Origin of the sequence: Psychrobacillus sp. FSL K6-2836 (assembly GCF_038003085.1) — a bacterium.
Classification (GTDB): domain Bacteria; phylum Bacillota; class Bacilli; order Bacillales_A; family Planococcaceae; genus Psychrobacillus.
Map to the genome: position 1 here is coordinate 1,945,787 of NZ_JBBOOM010000001.1, position 15,198 is coordinate 1,960,984.

Annotated in this window: 15 protein-coding genes and 2 riboswitches; of the genes, 7 read left to right on the plus strand and 8 right to left on the minus strand. The window is 37.2% G+C overall.

Going from position 1 to position 15,198, the window contains the following annotated elements; all coding sequences use genetic code 11:
* Positions 1 to 3 precede the first annotated feature (3 nt).
* Together MKY37_RS08970 and MKY37_RS08975 are read right to left on the minus strand one after the other, a co-directional pair.
* Positions 4 to 999: an ABC transporter substrate-binding protein gene (locus MKY37_RS08970; protein ID WP_340776160.1), complete on the minus strand. Its 996-nt coding sequence runs from the start codon at positions 997 to 999 to the stop codon at positions 4 to 6.
* 662 nt (positions 1,000 to 1,661) lie between these two features.
* Complete coding sequence (locus tag MKY37_RS08975; protein ID WP_340776163.1) at positions 1,662 to 2,621, minus strand: 2-hydroxyacid dehydrogenase; 960 nt, start codon at positions 2,619 to 2,621, stop codon at positions 1,662 to 1,664.
* 204 nt (positions 2,622 to 2,825) lie between these two features.
* Positions 2,826 to 2,933: riboswitch (TPP riboswitch) on the plus strand.
* 80 nt (positions 2,934 to 3,013) lie between these two features.
* Between MKY37_RS08975 and MKY37_RS08980 the strand changes: the two genes are divergently transcribed.
* The 7 genes from MKY37_RS08980 to MKY37_RS09010 all read left to right on the plus strand — a co-directional run bounded on the left by MKY37_RS08980 (position 3,014) and on the right by MKY37_RS09010 (position 7,680).
* Positions 3,014 to 3,595: a YkoF family thiamine/hydroxymethylpyrimidine-binding protein gene (locus tag MKY37_RS08980; protein ID WP_340776166.1), complete on the plus strand. Its 582-nt coding sequence runs from the start codon at positions 3,014 to 3,016 to the stop codon at positions 3,593 to 3,595.
* A gap of 4 nt (positions 3,596 to 3,599) precedes the next feature.
* Positions 3,600 to 4,178 carry an ECF transporter S component gene (locus MKY37_RS08985; protein ID WP_340779879.1) on the plus strand — a complete coding sequence of 193 codons (579 nt, stop codon included), beginning with the start codon at positions 3,600 to 3,602 and terminating at the stop codon, positions 4,176 to 4,178.
* Positions 4,171 to 5,541 carry an ABC transporter ATP-binding protein gene (locus tag MKY37_RS08990; RefSeq protein ID WP_340776169.1) on the plus strand — a complete coding sequence of 457 codons (1,371 nt, stop codon included), beginning with the start codon at positions 4,171 to 4,173 and terminating at the stop codon, positions 5,539 to 5,541. Before MKY37_RS08985 ends, MKY37_RS08990 begins: the two co-directional genes overlap by 8 nt.
* Before the next feature lie 13 nt (positions 5,542 to 5,554).
* Complete coding sequence (locus tag MKY37_RS08995; protein ID WP_340776172.1) at positions 5,555 to 6,277, plus strand: energy-coupling factor transporter transmembrane component T family protein; 723 nt, start codon at positions 5,555 to 5,557, stop codon at positions 6,275 to 6,277.
* A gap of 164 nt (positions 6,278 to 6,441) precedes the next feature.
* Positions 6,442 to 6,945: a DUF1697 domain-containing protein gene (locus MKY37_RS09000; RefSeq protein ID WP_340776175.1), complete on the plus strand. Its 504-nt coding sequence runs from the start codon at positions 6,442 to 6,444 to the stop codon at positions 6,943 to 6,945.
* 86 nt (positions 6,946 to 7,031) lie between these two features.
* Positions 7,032 to 7,403, plus strand: coding sequence for a VOC family protein (locus MKY37_RS09005; RefSeq protein WP_340776179.1), 372 nt, complete (start codon positions 7,032 to 7,034; stop codon positions 7,401 to 7,403).
* A 139-nt stretch (positions 7,404 to 7,542) separates the two neighbouring features.
* On the plus strand, positions 7,543 to 7,680 hold the full coding sequence (locus MKY37_RS09010) for a YdhR family protein (protein WP_340776181.1): 138 nt from the start codon (positions 7,543 to 7,545) through the stop codon (positions 7,678 to 7,680).
* 44 nt (positions 7,681 to 7,724) lie between these two features.
* Here MKY37_RS09010 and MKY37_RS09015 read toward each other — a convergent pair whose 3' ends face one another.
* The 6 genes from MKY37_RS09015 to MKY37_RS09040 form a co-directional block, all read right to left on the minus strand.
* Entirely contained in the window at positions 7,725 to 8,756 is a 1,032-nt protein-coding gene (locus tag MKY37_RS09015) for a ribonucleotide-diphosphate reductase subunit beta (protein ID WP_340776184.1), read from the minus strand.
* The gene (locus tag MKY37_RS09020; protein ID WP_340776187.1) at positions 8,728 to 9,171 is read right to left on the minus strand and encodes a flavodoxin; all 444 of its coding nucleotides are present in this window, start codon (positions 9,169 to 9,171) and stop codon (positions 8,728 to 8,730) included. Before MKY37_RS09020 ends, MKY37_RS09015 begins: the two co-directional genes overlap by 29 nt.
* Positions 9,171 to 11,396 carry a ribonucleoside-diphosphate reductase subunit alpha gene (locus MKY37_RS09025; protein WP_340776190.1) on the minus strand — a complete coding sequence of 742 codons (2,226 nt, stop codon included), beginning with the start codon at positions 11,394 to 11,396 and terminating at the stop codon, positions 9,171 to 9,173. Before MKY37_RS09025 ends, MKY37_RS09020 begins: the two co-directional genes overlap by 1 nt.
* A gap of 256 nt (positions 11,397 to 11,652) precedes the next feature.
* Positions 11,653 to 11,831: riboswitch (cobalamin riboswitch) on the minus strand.
* Positions 11,832 to 12,151: 320 nt separating this feature from the next.
* Positions 12,152 to 13,246 (minus strand): DUF4179 domain-containing protein, encoded by a 1,095-nt coding sequence (locus tag MKY37_RS09030; protein WP_340776193.1) that lies wholly within the window; start codon positions 13,244 to 13,246, stop codon positions 12,152 to 12,154.
* Positions 13,243 to 13,797 carry a sigma-70 family RNA polymerase sigma factor gene (locus tag MKY37_RS09035; RefSeq protein ID WP_340776198.1) on the minus strand — a complete coding sequence of 185 codons (555 nt, stop codon included), beginning with the start codon at positions 13,795 to 13,797 and terminating at the stop codon, positions 13,243 to 13,245. Before MKY37_RS09035 ends, MKY37_RS09030 begins: the two co-directional genes overlap by 4 nt.
* Before the next feature lie 568 nt (positions 13,798 to 14,365).
* Entirely contained in the window at positions 14,366 to 15,193 is an 828-nt protein-coding gene (locus MKY37_RS09040; protein WP_340776201.1) for an undecaprenyl-diphosphate phosphatase, read from the minus strand.
* Positions 15,194 to 15,198 lie beyond the last annotated feature (5 nt).

Sequence of the window (15,198 nt, forward strand, 5' to 3'; positions counted from 1 at the left end):
CCATTATTTCAAAGCTGCTTTCACTTTTTCTGCAACTTCTTCAGACACCCAAGTAGTCCAAATATCTTCATGCTCATTCATCCACCACTGTGCGGCTTCATCTGCTTCTACTTCGTTTTCATTCATATATTCTAATGCTTCTTCTGTTAGAGCATTACTAGTTTCATATTTGCTTAAGAAATCAGTTACGTCTTTAGCTTGCGTTGGAAAATCTTTGTGAACTGCAATTACAACATCATTCGGAGGAAATTCAGTTCCTTTAGATTCTTCCCAAGTTGCTGCATCATAAGGAGTATCCTCAAGTAATGTTAAGTCATAACTAGCAGTTACCCATGTTGGCGACCAGTAATACCCTACCCATGGTTCACCCTTTTTATATGCTCCCGCTAAATCTGCTACTATTGCAGAGTCAGATCCAGGTGCTAAGTAATTGTAGTTCGCGTCAAGGCCATATGTTTCAAGTTTCGTCTCCAAGTGTTCACTTACAGCCCAGCTAGAAGGTGCACCAATTATTCTACCTTTGGTGTTGTCTTCAGGGTCTTGGAAAATATCTGGATATTTCTCTAGGTCTTGGACAGTTTTCAAATCAGGTGCAACTGCTTCAATCCCTCTTTCTTTATCCCCTTTTATCACGTAAGTTGGAACATATAGTCCTTGCGTATTATCATTGAAATTAGTTGCTAATTTCACAATGTTTCCACTATCAATTGCTTTTTCATAAATTTCCTTTGTATTATCTGTCCATATCTCCATATAAACATTGATGTCCCCTTGTTCAAGTGATTGCAACGTAGCTGCGGTAGTTCCACTTGTAACCTCGGTTTCATAGCCATAGCCCTCTTCGACGATTAATTGGGCTATACTATTGTGAACACGTATACTGTCCCATCCTGCATCTGCAAATTTAATCACTTCAATACTGTCTGTGCTAGATTCACTACTACATGCACCTAGTACTAAAAATGCACACAAAGAAATAAACAACATAATTTTCCTCATTATTTTTCCCCTTTTCTCTATTTATTAAAATAGACACATAGTCATGCCCTCCAATACATACCCTTTTTTCTCAAGTTTAATCATATGAATTTTTTTATAGAACTTTGTCACCAAAATCCCCAAAATTCTGGTATGTCTATTTTATGAGTGTTTATGTTACTAGAGTTTTTATAGCGAAGCAAATAGAACAAGCGAAAAAACGGTATATTATACAATAATTCAAAATAATCACAATTAAATTTATAGACTATTAGTTATGATTTTATGGTATTTATTATGTGATTTTCGCAGTTTTAATTAGGTATTTAGATTCAATCTTGGGATTATCGAATTTTCTGCTTTTACGGAGGATTATTTGAGGTAATTCAACTAGAACTAGAAATAATTAGTTTGATTTATTAGTGAAAAGAAAGAGCTGTCCTTGTATATTTGAACCGCCACTTAAGTACTATCCGCTTTAACGGACAGTAAGACACCTACTTCAAGGCTTGTGACAAGCAGCAAAGCGTAATAGGAAGATCAACAACCCGTAAAAGCCCAAATGGTTCAGGCAAACAGGATGTTGGTCACTTAGGCATTGCCGTAGGACGCAGCGTATTTGCCTAAGTTCTATTATCAATCAGTGGGGGATGAAGAACCCCCCCACTGATTAAAATTTCATTTTATACAATTCGATTTTGAGGTTCACTGTTTTCTAGTACTGCTTCTATATCTTTTGCGTTCATTTGCATCATCGCTAGACGAGTTCGGATACTGGCACTACCGATATGTGGCGATACAGTTACATTAGGCAATGTCAATAAAGGATGATCCACCGGGACTGGCTCCTGTTCAAATACATCAAGTCCTGCAGCCCATATTTTTTTAGATACAAGCGCTTCGTAAAGAGCTTGTTCATCTACAATGCCACCACGTGCGACATTAATAATTGCTGCAGTTTCCTTCATAAGGTTTAGTTCACGTTTACCTATAAGTCCTTTTGTTTCTGGCGTCAGCGGAGTTAACAGAATAACAAAATCAGATTGCTTTAATAAGTCGTCTAATTCAGTATAAGTTAAACCATATGTTTCTTCCGCATCTAGTTTTCTAGAACGATTATGGTAGAGCACATTCATGTCAAAGCCTTTCGCACGTCTGGCTACTGCCTCGCCTATGCGTCCCATCCCAATAATACCAAGCGTCGCACCAAAAACATCCATTCCTGTATATTGCATTGGCGACCAGGATGTCCAATTACCTGTACGAATTTCTTGTTCCACTTCTGTTATTCTTCGAGCTGTTGCTAATAATAATGCAAATGTTAAGTCTGCCGTTGTCTCTGTTAACACACCTGGTGTATTAGTTACAACGATACCGCGTTCTTTTGCTGCATCTATGTCTATATTGTTATAGCCAACAGCAAAGTTACTAATTACTTTTACATTTGAAAGGCTTTCTATAAGTGCGCAATCGATATTATCAGATAACATTGTCCAAAGAGCATCAACGTCTTTAGCATTTGTTTTTATCTCTTCATATGTCATCCCAATATTTTCGCTATGCCACATATGAACGTCAAATTTTTCTCTTAAAGGCTCTACGATTTCCTCCGGTAGTTTACGTGTTATGTATATTTTTTCCAAGACTTCTTCCTCCTTTGATTTCTCTATTCGGGTGTTTCACCGTTTTGTAAAAGATCTTACAGCTCGGTCAGTATTACAATGCACCCAGCAGCCAAATAGTGGTGTTAAATAAAGCATGGACGAAAGTACGAAATTTTGCAAACATATTTACATCTTCAAATACCTGCGTTATACTTTGGGCACATTAAAAAAACTACATACCGTTTTCTGCACTAGGGGTGCCCACTTTGGCTGTGATGAGAGCTTTTTAGCTCCGATCCCTTATTACTCGATCAGGATAATACCTGCGTGAGGAAGTGCGGTGACTTTCCGAATTTTTCATGTTGGATAAGTGGCTGCATCTTCACGGATGTGGTCTTTTTTTATGAAAAATTTTTCGGGAGGTTTTTATTATGCAATGCGGTTTAAGTCCTATCGTCGGATTTCGTTTTTCGTTACATCCGATGACCAATGATTTTATCTCGGTGATTAAAGGAGCTCTTCAAGAAACAGATACGTCAAATGTGTGGATGCATACGGATGATGTTTCGACAGTAATTCGTGGAAAACAAGTGCATGTGTTTAATGTGGCGAAAGCACTTACTTTATATGCAGCTAAAACAGGTGTGCACGCTGCTTTATCTGGTACTTTTTCTGCTGGTTGTCCTGGTGATACTGCTGGGGATGTATATTTAGATAAAGGAGATGAAGTCGCAAATAATGACACGACTAAGCAATACGTGTCTTCTCAATTTGCCCTTTATCCAATGAATAATCCGAATTACATGGAGATTATTTATCAAGAGGTGGACCGTGCAAAAGAACATGGCGTATTTAACGAATCGATGCATTATGCAAGTGGAATTCACGGCGATATTCATGATGTATTCGCTTTTTACGAAGAAGCTTTTACAAATGCTCGCTCTGAAGAATATAAGCATTTAGTGATGACGGTTTCAATGAGTATTAATAGTCCTTCGCATGGGGGTCTTTAGTGTGCTGAAGTCTTGGAAGTTAAAAGAGATTGTACTTATGTCTTTATTTGCAGTTGTATTTGGTATTGTTTACTTGCTATTTTTGCATGTCGGCAATATTTGGGCTGGGTTTATAGGACCGATTGCATATGAGTGGATTTTTGGAATTTGGTTTATCGTGTCAATTATTTGTATGTATATTATCCGCAAGCCTGGTGCTGCCGTTGTTTCGGAAACTATTGCCGCAGCAATTGAGGTGTTATTAGGGAATGCGGTTGGTCCCCGTTTAATACTTTCAGGGGTGATTCAAGGTTTAGGTGCAGAGGCAGTATTTGCTGCGACGCGTTACAAGCGTTTTGACCTATGGGTGCTGATACTTGCCGGTGTTGGATCTTCAGTATTTAGTTTTGCTTATGGTTATTTGTTAGGTGGGTTTACGGTGTATAGCACGAGCTATGTAGCATTAATGCTCGGAATTCGTATACTAAGCGGGGCTTTGCTTGCAGGTGTTGGTGGAAAGGCAGTAGCAGACGGATTACTTGCGACCGGTTCGCTTCGTGGCTATGCCATCTCTCGTTCGAAAAAGGGTGAGGTTCGTGCATGAGGTTATTCAATTTGATAAAGTAAGTTTCCGTTATCCCGACGAGGAAAAATGGATTTTAAATGACTTTTCTTTTACCGTACAGAAAGGGTCCAGGGTTGTTTTAACTGGACCTAGTGGTTGTGGGAAAACTACACTACTTTACCTGTGCAATCGATTATATCCAGATAACTGCGACGGTATTTTGACGGGTAAGATTAAGCTATTCGGGAAGGACAGTTCGATGTTCATTCCCGGGGAAATAAACCGTAGAATAGCGACCGTCTTTCAAGATCCAGATGCTCAATTTTGCATGCAAACAGTCGAAGAGGAACTTGCTTTTACGCTTGAAAATTTGCATACTAAACGCGAAGAAATGGAAAAAAGAATCTCTGACGTGCTAACTTTAACCGAATTAACTGAATTTCGGCACGCAACTATTCAGAAACTCTCTGGCGGACAAAAGCAACGTATCGCGACTGCCTGCGCACTTATTATGGATCCAGAAATACTGCTGCTAGATGAACCAATCTCTCATTTAGACCCTTATACCGCGAAAAAGTATGTAGAGTGGTTAGATGATTTACAGCAAAAACGAAAGATGACGATAGTAGCCATTGAGCATCGATTGGATTTATGGGGAGGCTTTTTTGAAAGAAGTATTTCCTTGCATAAAGGCGAAGTAGCTCCTAAGTTAGAAAAACGAACAAGCAGTATACGGGCAAATGCTTCATTAGTAGTTAGTAAAGTACAAGCAGAACCCATTTTGCAAGAAACCACCTTTACATTAAATCATGGTGAAATAACAGTTCTTGCCGGACCAAATGGTAGCGGAAAGTCTACTTTGTTGAAATCATTATGTCAACTAGTTCCTTCGAGTGGCAGTGTAGAACCGAAGTATTTAGGATATGTTCCTCAATCTCCTGAGTTTTTATTTCTCACCAAAAATGTGCGAGATGAAGTTGGTTATGGTGGCGGAAATAATGTGGATGAAATGTTGACTAGATTGCAGCTGCTACCTATTACGGATTCCCATCCCTTTGCAGTAAGTCATGGGCAAAAGCGACGAGTGGCTATCGCAGCCATGCTTTGTGATGGACGCGATATTATACTCATGGATGAGCCAACTTCCGGTCAGGATGCGGCAGCTTTGACCGAGTTACTTCAATTAATCGATGAACGTGCACGTGCTGGAACTACTTTTTTAATCGTCACGCATGATATGGAGTTCGCCCATTGTTTGGCCGATTCTATTTTATTGATAAATAATGGTCGCTTGACTGGAAAGTTTGTAGCTGAAACTCTATGGCAGAATGAGCAGTTATTACTGGATCACCACTTACTTCCACCGAAAGGATTGATGTGTCGTGAAGAATGCTTTTCATAGGATGAATCCTTCGGTGAAGTTTTTAGTAATTACAATTTGTATGTTCACGATGGCATTTTTCTTTGACCCTTGGACTCCCCTTGTGTTTTTGGTCGGTGTGCTGTTGCTACAAGTTTTCTTCAGCCAGATCGACTGGAAGAAATGGTTGTTGTTTATGCTTCCTTTTTTTGTTACTGCTTTTGGTTATTTCTGGACCACACTTATCTTTGCTAAGGAAAAATCTGGTCCTATCATTTGGTCAATCGGATCTGTTGGTGTAACAGAAATCCAGCTAGATCATGCACTTTCATTGACCTTTCGCGTACTGGCTTTTTCTAGTTTGTCTCTGCTATTTGCGCTAACAACTAATCCAGTTACTTTCATATTGAGCTTAATGCAGCAATTGAAACTATCTCCCAAAATTGCTTATGGTATTTTAGTAGGCTTTCAGTTTTTACCTGTTTTAAAAGACGAGTTCATACAAATTCAACAAGCACAACGATTGAGAGGCATTGTCCAGAAGAAAAATGCCTTGCAACGGATACTTGCATCTCGTCTAGTGCTTATCCCCTTACTTGCGGGTGCTGTTCGTAAAGCGGAGCGATCTGCTTTCGCCATGGAAGCAAGGGGCTTTACAGGAGAGCCGAGAAATAGTTTCTTTCATGTTATTTCAGTAAGTAAAGTAGATGCCTTGATAGTAGTACTGTTTTTATTCGTTTTAGTTTTAAGCTGTACGAACTCCTACTGGCTTAGTTAAAATAGAGGCAGAACTTTTATGATTTTAACAAAATGTTAAAATGTAGTGCAGTACTAGGAAATGATTGAGAGAGGAAAGGAGCGTACTTAGTACGTGACGGACCGAACGAATGAAGTTGACGACGTAATGGGCTGCATATCAACATTTGCAAAGGAGTGATGGGGATGTCGTCAGTTGTATTACTTCGAGGGATCAATCTTGGAGCAAAAAATAAGGTAGATATGAAATCCTTAAAATCTCTTTTTGAAGAGATGGGCTATAGAAATGTACAAACCTATATTCAGACCGGAAACGTGCTTGTTGAACAATCTAGTATTGATGCACCTGCTATAGAGGCAGCTCTCCGAGAATCATATGGATTTGAAATACCAGTAGCAGTTCGTTCTAAAGAAGAATTGGAGGAGATTAGGCAACATTCTATCTTCTCCAAGGAGCAAGTGTATGTCATGTTTTTAGCTCAGGAAATTTCTAAAGAGCAACAGGAGATGCTTACGAGCTTAATCGATGATGATTTTGTTGTTTGGAAGAAACAAAATGTGATTATTAGTCTTTCGAAAAATTATCATCAAACGAAATTTACGAATGCTTTTTTTGAGCGGAAACTAGGTATTCCCTCAACAGCTCGTAATAAAAATACGGTTAATAAAATATTAGCTAAATTCTCATAAGAAATCCTTATGTACACTAATGATTTTAATAAATTATCCTTATATATAACTTTCTATTAAAATGAAAGTATAGGGAGGGGATAATGATGTCATTTGTATTTCAATCAATCGATCACGTTCAATTAGCTGCTCCAAAAGGTTCCGAATCACGCGCTAGAACATTTTACGGGGAGATTTTAGGATTTACAGAAGTAGAAAAACCAGAGCTCCTAAAGAAAAGAGGTGGCGTTTGGTTTGCATTTGGCTCCTATCAAATCCATATAGGAATTGAGGAACCATTTGCACCAGCTAAAAAAGCTCATCCTGCTTTTCAAATAAAAAATTTAGATGCTTTAAAGGCACATTTATCTAAAAGTGATGTGAGCTTTGTAGTCGATATCGATTTGCCGGGAGCCGATCGAATATATGTACATGACCCATTTGGCAATCGTATCGAAATATTAGAGTGGGTTTCTTGATTTAGCCTGCTTAAAGACCGTATTTCATTTTATTGAATTACGGTCTTTTGTTGTTCACTTATCCATGGACCTATACTTGAACATAATATGTTTCGCCAAGAACAGTTCCCGATTTAACTGCATTTTGCGGGAATGATTGTTGAACAAACCTGCACAAAGATATTTAACAATGCACTCTGCACGTTTAGCAAGCTTCAGTATTACAGATATTCGTGGGAAAATCTTTGAAATTATTGAAGCCCTTTCTACTATTAACAACGGTCCTATTCAAAAATAACAAAAACGCATGAATGGTTTACGACCATACATGCGTTTTCCTTTTTACAGATCATCAAATCCATTATCAATAGCATTTACTTTTACATATTGGCGAGATTTTTGCTCAAAGAAATCTGTTTTTGTGCCATCAATATTGTCTGCGTATGCACGTATCCATTTCATCGGATTGTCCACATACTCAGGATAGATTTCATTAAGCCCAATAAGACGTAGCATTTTGTTTGCACGGTATTTAATATACCCATGCATTTCCGCTAATTCGATTCCTTCAATATCGGCTAATACATACTCCGACCATTCTATTTCTAGTTTCACGGATTCTTTAAATTGCTCGTATACCCATTCGATTAGTTCTTCGTTATTCAGTTCTGGGTTTTCTGAAAGAGTCGCTCTAAATAGTTCTGATATAAACCGGCCATGCTCTAGCTCGTCTCGGTTAATATAGCTAATCATTGTAGAAGTCCCAACCATCTTGTTATAGCGAGCAAGATTATAGAAGTATGCAAAGCCTGAATAGAAAAATAAGCCTTCTAGCAAGGTTGTATACGTTAAAGTTTTCACTATATTTTCTGTCGTAGGGTTTTCAACGAAGTCATTATAATACTTGGCGATATTTTGATTGCGCTTGAGCAGAATTTCGTCTGTTCTTCCAAATTCGAATGCCTTATTTTGCTGGTCAAGTGATACAACTGAAGATAGTACATATGAATAGCTTTCATTATGTACCGCTTCCTGCTGCGCTATGACCGCCATAATCGATTGTACAGACGGATCGGTTGCATATAGCGATAGAAGCAGAGCAGTACGTGTTTGAGGTGCATCTAATGTTGCAAGTAAGCCTATAATTTTTAAATAGGCATCCTGCTCCGACTGACTAAGGCTTGCAAACTGCTTAATGTCATTGGACATATTGATCTCATCTGCCTGCCAGTAGTTGCCTAGCAAGCGTTTGTACATCTTATGCCAATGTGGATACGCAATATCGTTCCAGTTTAATATCCCACTTGACTGACCGTTGAAAATTCCTGTCGATTTATTTGGATTTCTAGGTTCTAATGTTTTTGCCTTCTGCATGTTCCAAAACTCCTTTTAACCATTTAGTTACCAGCTGCTCCTGGCTACCTCTCGGTGATTGCTCAATTTTCAAACCCGGATAATTACTTTCATAGAAACGAGCCAATTTGTTTACAGCGTTACAAAACAAGTTATCTCCGCCAAACTGTGTGTCTCCAGTCCCAAAGACATAGACATTTTTAGGCTTGTCTCCAACTTCTTTCGCAAAATCCTTCATTTCCTCTGGAGTACTTCCCTTATCCCAAGTAAAAGTTCCAAGAAAAATAAGGTCATATTCAAACAAATTCGGTACCGCACCATAGCCAATGCTGTACATATCTATATCGAAGTTGCTGTCTTCCAATTCCTCCTTCAATAGATCCGCTACTTCCTCTGTATTTCCGCTATAACTTAAGTAACAAATAATTGTTTTCATTAGCTTGAACAAGAATCGCAATCTACTAGTTCAACTGAAGTGGAACGCACATAGTAAGTTGTTTTCAGTCCACTATTCCAGGCATCTAGGTGTAAATCTAATAATTCTTTTGCTTTGATCGTATTTTGCACATATAGATTTAGCGAAACACCTTGGTCGATATGACGCCCGCGTGCAGCATTTTGTTTAAGTGTCCAATGCTGATCAATGAAATAAGCAGATTTGTAGTACCATGTAGTTTCGGAATTTAAATCCGGTACTGTGACTGGAATTTTATAATCCTTCTTCTCTTCGGAGTACGACTTTTGGAAAATAGGATCAATACTTGCAGTACTTCCAGCTATAATGGATGTCGAAGAATTCGGAGCAACTGCCATTAAATAACCATTCCGTATTCCACTTTTGCTTACCTGCTCTCGTAGTTCATTCCACGATTCGTTGTCGTACCCACGATTGTCAAAATAGACCCCTGTTTGCCAGTCTGACCCTTCGAATAATGGATATGCTCCTTTTTCCATTGCAATCTCTGCAGAAGCTTTAATCGTTAAGTAAGCAATTTTTTCGTATAATGTATCCGCAAGCTCTACTGCTTCATCTGATTCCCAGCGAATATTCTTTAATGCAAGTAAATGATGCCATCCAAATGTTCCTAGACCGATCCCTCTGTATCTAGAATTTGTGCGCTCAGCTTGAGGAACTGGAATCATATTTAGGTCAATCACGTTATCGAGCATTCGAACTTGAATTTTTATAAGCTTTTCTAATACATCTGCCGGAACTGCTCGACCTAGATTAATAGAGGACAAATTACATACGACAAAGTCCCCTGGCTTACGACGAGTGACAATGATATCGTCCTCCATTTGAATCGACTCGAATGTTGTTGCACTTTGGTTTTGGAAAATTTCCGTACAAAGATTACTACTATAAATCATCCCAGCATGTTTGTTAGGGTTGCTACGATTGACCTCATCACGATAAAACATAAATGGCACGCCTGTCTCTAGCTGAGAGCGCATAATTCGCTTCATCAAGTCAATAGCGGGAACTGTTTCTCGAGACAAACGATGATCGCTGACGCATTCCTCATATTTTTGGCGGAATGATCCATCACCACGTTTTTCATCATAAAATTCTTCTAACGAATAGCCTTTTAGTTGGCGAACTTCATGCGGGTCAAATAAATGCCATTCCTCTCTAGCATCTACTTTCTCCATAAATAAATCTGGCAAGCACACGCCAGTAAAAATATCGTGCGCACGAAGGCGATCATCCCCATTGTTTAAACGTAGATCTAAAAATGTGAAGATATCTTTATGCCACACATCTAAGTAAACAGCTACCGCTCCTTGGCGCTGCCCAAGCTGATCCACACTTACTGCAGTATTATTAAGCTGTTTAATCCAAGGAAGTACACCGCTAGATGCGCCTACAAAACCTCTAATAGAAGACCCACGACTACGCACTTTACCCATATAAACACCGATACCACCACCAAATTTCGACAGAGTTGCTACGTCGGTATTGCTATCGTAGATTCCTTGAAGACTATCGTCAACCGTATCGATAAAACAACTAGAAAGCTGTCCATGAGGCTTACCTGCATTAGAAAGTGTTGGTGTTGCTACTGTCATATATAGGTTGCTCATTGCCCAATATGCTTCTTTTATTTTTTCTAAACGATTTTCCTGCTCGTCTTTCATAAGTGTCATCGCAATAATAAGCCAGCGCTCCTGAGGTAGTTCGACTATTGTTTTATCAAAGTCTTTAGCTACATATCGATCCAGCAGTGTCTTCAGCCCAATATATGTAAATAAATAATCTCTCTCCTGTACTAGAATTTCAGATAGCTGCTCTAGTTCCTGTAAGGAATACGATTCTTTAAGACGTTTGTCGTAAATGCCTTTTTCACTTAATAGTTGAACATTGCTAGCAAACTTTGTATACACTGCATCCGCGGTTGTGCTTCTTCTCTCAGCTACTTGTTCATAAACCTCTGCTAAATGCACTCTTGCAGCTACAAAGGTCCAGTAAGTTTCTTGTTCATCTAGAAAACTTAATGCTTCCAGGGACATTGACTTCGACCAAGCAGCTATTGTACCTTCCGGGTGCTTTTGCATCCACCTTTCATGTGTTTTTATAAGAGGAGCAATTTTTTCCTCCCCAAATTCTCTGATTAGATTATGTAGTACTTCTTGTTTAGTTGTGTTTGAGATGATTGTCATTTGAATTCCTCCTATTTGTTGATCAAGTATAGTTATGTTGTACTTTTGGTTATTTATGTGGTGCTTGCCCTCGGTTATGTGGTACTTACCACTCTTTATGTGGTAAACACCTTTAAACTTCAGCACAAAAAAAGCGATGTCACAGCCATCTTCGGCTGAGACATCGCTCAAAATTAAAAGTGTAGGATACAACAAGACATATCAAGCATTCGAGATAGTGGCCTTCGCTCCCACCTCTCAACCCCCGAAGAAAGTGTTGCTTACCGATGAAAAGGCAGGTCTACTGGCTCGTGTTTCACTCTCCTGTTGGCCTTCCCACGATTGCTCGCAGTGGCTATTTCAACAGTCGTCCACACTTACAGTTGCGGGGACAGCTTCGGCATTTTACCGAATTCCCTTTTAAACCATAAAGGTACCTTCTCATCGTTAACATACTATATATTGTGTTTAGTTCATTTATATAATCTAACATATTGTGTTTATAGGAGCAATAGATAATATATTATTAAACAAGAAATCTATAAAAAGTCCCATATGTATAAAAAATTCTTCACTCTTTCCAAATGACTAAAATAATATTATCTAACCTTTTTGTTCAACTAAAAGTTGCTTTAGTTGAACAAGAAAAAAGTATTTATTCCTTCTTCCAACAACACTAACGCCTAAACACAAAAACGCCCAAAACCTTTATAAATTAGGGTTGGGCGTGTATACTACTTGCATACTTTTGTTAACGTAATTTTAATTAAAATATGTTACTTATTCAATGGCATATAGATTGGTTCAATAGTGTATGGTTCTTTAACCAGTTCAAGTAAAGTATCATTTTCTTTCTTTTTATATATATTAATAATTGGTGTAATGGTTAGAGATGTAGCTTTCTCATGGAAATTTGTAGTAGTTAATCTAGGATAACTATGACGAGTTTTAGGGAAATCTGTACTATGGCCAATATCTCTATAGTGAATAGTGTTGTATTTATTTCCTAAGTTATCAAATACAGTGTATTCAATTTGTACAACGCGTAGTTCTTCATCTTCCTCAGCTATTAAACGTATATCTACCCCTTCAGATAAGTAAAGTGTTGTAGATATAGGGGTTTCCGTCATTTTTGTAACTAAGATCTCAATACTGTCCTCTTCAGTTATTATACTGCCACCTGTGAATTTTTGTGTTTCACTTTCAAGTGCATTTAATGAAAATTGAAACGACCAATCACCTTGGAAGGTATTGTTAACATTATTTAAATCTATTATTGTGCCACCTTGCCAAGTAATATGAATCTTATCAGGTTTTGGTCCTTTAATTAACTCATAAATATATACTACTGCATATTCTTTTTCGCTTATTTTTTCTATTATATAATTTTCAGCGTATCCACTATACTCATACTCGTTTTCAAATTCATCTGCAACTAAATTTCCATCTAAAATTGGTCTAGCTCCTAAATCATGTTCACTTTTTATAGTATAAGCTATTGTAATATTTTCCCCATCGTATACAGCATCTGTTACCGTTACATCTATCCCATTACTTTCTTCGGATATCCCAATTTCTGTTGAATAAGTATTATGTTTTTCAAACACATACTCCTCATCATTATTAAATAGTTCAAATATATCTCCCATAATTGGAAGTTTTGCTGCAATGGTAGGAAATGCAAAACTAAAAGTAATACTTGAAGCAACTAAAAGAGCAGCTGCTACAGAAAAATTTCTTGAAATATATCTTTTCTTTTTATTTTTTATTAAATTCTTTTTAACCCTTTCTTTTTCGAGATCACTTACTTCCATCGGTTCGAGTTCCATCTCAATATTCAGGTGATTAAACTGCTTATATAATTTTTTCAAGTCAATATACCTCCCACACGAATTTGTTGTAATCTTTTTTTCCCACGATATATTCGATTATCAACAGAAGCCTTCGTTAAACCGAGGTGTTGAGAAATTTCTTCGTTGTTCATATTTAAAAAGAATTTCATAGTAAAAATATCACGGTCTAGTGGTTCTAATTGCGTCATCATTTTTAATAAATCTTCTGTTGCTGACCTTATCAAAAATTCCTCTTCTGCTGAATTCACAGCATTATTGTTTTCATTAATCTCAGTTACTATGTCAGTTTTTGACAGTTTCCTTAGTTTATCAATAGCTTTAAACTTAGCTATGGTACAAATCCATCGTCTGAAGTCTTCCTTATTACCTTCAAATTGTCTGGAATTATCAAAGACACCTAAAAATGTATCATTAATACATTCTTCTACTGACTGAGGATCGTTGGAGGATTGGAGGGAATTGTAGATAGTTGCTTTTACAATTCCGATGTATTCCTCAATTACATATTCAAGTGCTTCTTCTCTCTTTTTTTTAAGATGTTTTATAAAATTTTCACTTGTAATTCTCATACAACCACTCCTACTTAAATTGTAAAGGCCTTTACACTTAATACATCGTTTTAAATTGGATAAATTCTCACATTTGTCAAAATAATTATGAAATAAGAACAAAGCTGTTGAAAAAATATTGTTATTTTTATGTAGTTTATTTAATTTTTTATTTAGAATGAGATGATTCTAGTAATCAGCATTTCTAAAACTAGATTTAATCTAGTTCTTTTTAAAGTACATTGTTGTGTTAGCTTAAGCGTGTAACATTCACAATTGATTGTAAAAACATTCCTGTTATTCTAAAAAAAAAACCATCGAAATGATGGCCTAATAATATAACTAACCCGTTGTCTGAAAAAGTTGAATACTTTTCCAAAGTTCACCCTGCTTACGCTAGTTTAAGTGAACACTTTCACACCCTTTACTTTTAGCAAATCCTTTCTGTTAAAGGGCACTCACGCTTTTTCTAATTTCTCCCTACACTTCATATAAAATTTTATTACTTTAAAAAAAGCACTGCCAGCGGCAATGCTTTTTTCTATATTTATCGCTCCTCGGACACGGAGCACTTTATCAAATTCATTATTTAAAGAAATACAATAACTGCTAGAATCACCGCTAAAATAATGCGATAAATTGCAAATGGCATTAATTTAACGCGCGAGATTAATTTCAGGAAGAACTTAATAGAAATAAGGGCGAATACAAACGCACTAATAAATCCGACAACATAAAAACTTAAGTGGTTCATATCAATGTCTTCCCAGTTTTTAAGAACAGATATTAGACTTGCTCCAGCCATTATCGGCACAGCCATTATAAATGTAAAATCTGCTGCTGTTTTATGGCTCATTCCAAATAATACCCCGCCAGAAATGGTTGCTCCTGAACGAGAGAAGCCAGGCCATAAAGAAAGACATTGCACTAACCCTACCTTAAAAGCCTTTGAATATGTAATTTGGTCCAAGCTTACGATAGAAGGGTTTTTAGGTCCAAACTTATCTGCAACAATCATTAAAATAGAGCCCGCTACAAGACTAAATATTACTGTTTCTACTCCAAATAAATTTTTATCTATAAAGTCTTCTAATAAAACTCCTAATACTCCTGCTGGAATAATACCAACAATAACGTGCAGTAAATTGAACTGCTTACTCGACTCTTCTGTATCTATTTTGTATAACCCGACTAAACTAAATAATCGTTTCCACATAACCACTACTACAGCTAAAATTGATCCTAATTGGACTACAATTTTAAACGTATTAGCAGAATACTTCCCTAAAAACTCCTCCGTTTTCAACCACATATCATCGACAATAATCATATGTCCCGTGGATGACACCGGTGCAAACTCTGTCATCCCTTCAACAAATCCAAGTATAAGTGCTTTTAATAACTCTAAAATCTCCATATAAT

Coding starts and splice junctions, on each gene's coding strand:
- MKY37_RS08980 (WP_340776166.1), top strand. CDS start 3,014: ATGCAATGCGGTTTAAGTCCTATCGTCGGATTTCGTTTTTCGTTACAT.
- MKY37_RS09025 (WP_340776190.1), bottom strand. CDS start 11,396: ATGACAATCATCTCAAACACAACTAAACAAGAAGTACTACATAATCTA.
- MKY37_RS09020 (WP_340776187.1), bottom strand. CDS start 9,171: ATGAAAACAATTATTTGTTACTTAAGTTATAGCGGAAATACAGAGGAA.
- MKY37_RS09015 (WP_340776184.1), bottom strand. CDS start 8,756: ATGCAGAAGGCAAAAACATTAGAACCTAGAAATCCAAATAAATCGACA.
- MKY37_RS09040 (WP_340776201.1), bottom strand. CDS start 15,193: ATGGAGATTTTAGAGTTATTAAAAGCACTTATACTTGGATTTGTTGAA.
- MKY37_RS09005 (WP_340776179.1), top strand. CDS start 7,032: ATGTCATTTGTATTTCAATCAATCGATCACGTTCAATTAGCTGCTCCA.
- MKY37_RS09035 (WP_340776198.1), bottom strand. CDS start 13,797: ATGAGAATTACAAGTGAAAATTTTATAAAACATCTTAAAAAAAAGAGA.
- MKY37_RS08970 (WP_340776160.1), bottom strand. CDS start 999: ATGAGGAAAATTATGTTGTTTATTTCTTTGTGTGCATTTTTAGTACTA.
- MKY37_RS09000 (WP_340776175.1), top strand. CDS start 6,442: ATGTCGTCAGTTGTATTACTTCGAGGGATCAATCTTGGAGCAAAAAAT.